This window comes from Mesorhizobium sp. M0598 (assembly GCF_040320865.1).
Taxonomy (GTDB): Bacteria; Pseudomonadota; Alphaproteobacteria; order Rhizobiales; family Rhizobiaceae; genus Mesorhizobium.
Window position 1 is genome coordinate 1 of record NZ_JAMYQL010000092.1, and the last position, 2,455, is coordinate 2,455.

The 2,455-nt window shown below is 57.0% G+C and carries 4 protein-coding genes; 2 read left to right on the top strand and 2 right to left on the bottom strand.

All coding sequences use genetic code 11. From position 1 onward, the window contains the following. Nucleotides 1-440 precede the first annotated feature (440 nt). Together NKI59_RS34810 and NKI59_RS34815 are read left to right on the top strand one after the other, a co-directional pair. Nucleotides 441-623 (top strand): GNAT family protein, encoded by a 183-nt coding sequence (locus NKI59_RS34810; protein ID WP_352709049.1) that lies wholly within the window; start codon nt 441-443, stop codon nt 621-623. Between the two features lie 30 nt (nt 624-653). Further along, the gene (locus NKI59_RS34815) at nt 654-1,301 is read left to right on the top strand and encodes an FkbM family methyltransferase (RefSeq protein ID WP_502901159.1); all 648 of its coding nucleotides are present in this window, start codon (nt 654-656) and stop codon (nt 1,299-1,301) included. A 132-nt stretch (nt 1,302-1,433) separates the two neighbouring features. Here NKI59_RS34815 and NKI59_RS34820 read toward each other — a convergent pair whose 3' ends face one another. Next, nucleotides 1,434-1,706 (bottom strand): hypothetical protein, encoded by a 273-nt coding sequence (locus NKI59_RS34820; protein ID WP_352709046.1) that lies wholly within the window; start codon nt 1,704-1,706, stop codon nt 1,434-1,436. 40 nt (nt 1,707-1,746) lie between these two features. Then, entirely contained in the window at nt 1,747-2,274 is a 528-nt protein-coding gene (locus NKI59_RS34825; protein ID WP_352709048.1) for a hypothetical protein, read from the bottom strand. Between the last annotated feature and the right edge of the window lie 181 nt (nt 2,275-2,455).

The following is a 2,455-nucleotide window of genomic DNA, read 5'->3' on the forward strand; positions in this document are numbered from 1 at the left end:
ATGATGGCGGCGGCTGGCATTGTGTTTGAAAGGCATGGCTACGCTACAAAGGCTATTGCGGTTACCGCTTGCCTAAACCCACACCAATAAAAGATCCGTGCACCAACGCCGGGCGGTAAGGGATCTGCTTGCATCAAAGAATGGTGACATGGGGACGCTCCTTAGATAGCTGCTCAACAGCGCCGAGGGTGCCACACGCTCGCCGCCGGCCATAGCATCTACACTGGGCCTGGAAGAAATCCGCCCTTAGTCCGTCCTCGAAGCGTGATCGGGTCCACGTAAGCGCCACCCGGCGAACGTAGTCCTCTCCCGGCCAATCACAGGTGCATGGCTTGCCAAACATCCATCGTGCGGATGCGTTTCATCAATACAATCGATTTTACGAATTATAGAGAATAGCGGATATGAAAACGTCGGCCGGGAGAACAGGTCTACTGAGAATGCGAGCTGCCACTCGCCGACTAGTCAAACTGTCCAACTTCTTCCGAAAGATTCATGGACCGACCGGCGCGGTCGAGGCGGGATCATTCGAAAAAAATCGCAGTTGGCTGGCGCTAGCCCCCGGAGTTCCGGTTGATATACCTTCCAGGGATGTCGCGTGTGCAATTGAGGCGTTGAGGTAAAGTTCGATGGAAATACATATGCAGGAACCGATCTCTTCATTAAAAGTACATCGGCATATCGTTTCACTTCTGCAAAAAACCGATCCCGTCGTCCTGGACATCGGCTGCAATGACGGAACCGATACGCGACGTTTTCTCAGCCTTTGCCCGAAGGCACAGCTCTACTGCTTTGAGCCAGACCCTCGCGCGGCTGCTCGCTTTAAGAAAAACATGAATCCGTACCTGGACAAGGTGAAACTGTTTGAAATCGCGCTCAGCAACCGAAATGGCACGATTGATTTCCATCCAAGCAATGGAGAAGGAAGCGCGGAGGAATGGGACCAATCTGGCTCGATACGCCGACCCAAGAATCATCTTGTCGAACATGCTTGGGTTCGGTTCGATCGCCCCATGTCAGTTGAAACTCGAAGGCTTGACGACTGGTGCAGCGAAGCGAACCTGAAAAAGATCGATTTCATCTGGATGGATGTGCAGGGAGCCGAGTCAGATGTCATTGCTGGCGGCAGACAGACATTGAGCAACACGCGCTTTATCTACACGGAATATAGCGACCACGAGCTCTATGAAGGTCAGCTGTCCCTGCAAGCCATTCTTGATCTTTTGCCTTCGTTCGAATTGCTGACCCGCTATCCACGCGGAGTGGAGGGCGATGTTTTGCTTAGGAATACGAGCCTCTAGAACAGGCCCGTTCTGCTTCCGTCCTGCGCAGCCCTCCATCCTCATTGCAGATCACAAGCGGCTGGATTTGGGTGCGAGGATCGCACCGTGAGCGGTCGCAGCATGCTTGATTGGACCGAAGCCTGGTTGCCCTTACTGATCCGCCGGAAACAGGTTCTGCGAGGCCAGGCAAGGGAATTGGTCCCCGTGAAGGACTCGAATTTTCAGGCCTGAGGCCACCTGAACCGCGGCCTTCGCCGAACTCGGTGAATCGAACGGAATGACCAGGCGCAATCGCGAGAGGATGTTGCCACACATGATCGCGACCGCCGCTGCGCTCGAGGTTTGCGACCAGGCACGGGGATTTTGTCCGCTCGGCTGCAGCCAGTCGGCCCTCGATACCATCGTCGCGATCCGCGCAAACATTCGATACTTTGCGCCGACTCTGGCGCGCTCGCCGCGCCCCCTAGGGGAAATGCACGCCCGCAGAATAATGCGATGCGCCGATGGGTCCAAGGGCTTGTTCAGTCACGATGATTTCGGAGAAGGCTCCGGCCTTCGCCGCAGCGGAGGCGGACATCATTCCTTGGATGCCCCGCCGATGATCAGTAGTCGACGAGTCATATCCCGCTGCCCATTTCTTCGGCCACGGGGTCGGGCCAGCTCTCGATTGAGGTACGGCTGATGAAGCCAGGATGCTCGGGGTTCGCGCATGGCGCGCGCCCCAGAAGGCTGTCGAGGATGCGGCGCGCGCCAGGCCAGCAGGGTAAGATTCGGATCGGCGAGCCCGCGCTGCCCAAGGTTCGCGTTCTGTACGAAAGATGCGTCTTTCACGCGGTCCGTCCCAGCACACCGAAAAATCCTCGCGAACAGCCAACTCATTGTCGATTTGTTCCAGCCGGTCCGCGATCGGTTCCAACGAGCCTGGCACCGCGTTCTCGTAACCGGTGGCCAGGATGACGATGTCGGCCGTGACTTCTTCAACCTCGTCCATGCCGTGCTGCAGGGTCAGCCTGTGACCCGCGCCGGCGTTGATGCAGTGCGAGACGGTGCAGCCCGGCGGCGTTGGTGCACGGATCTTTTATTGGTGTGGGTTTAGGCAAGCGGTAACCGCAATAGCCTGTGTAGCGTAGCCATGCCTTTCAAACACAATGCCAGCCGCCGCCATCATATTG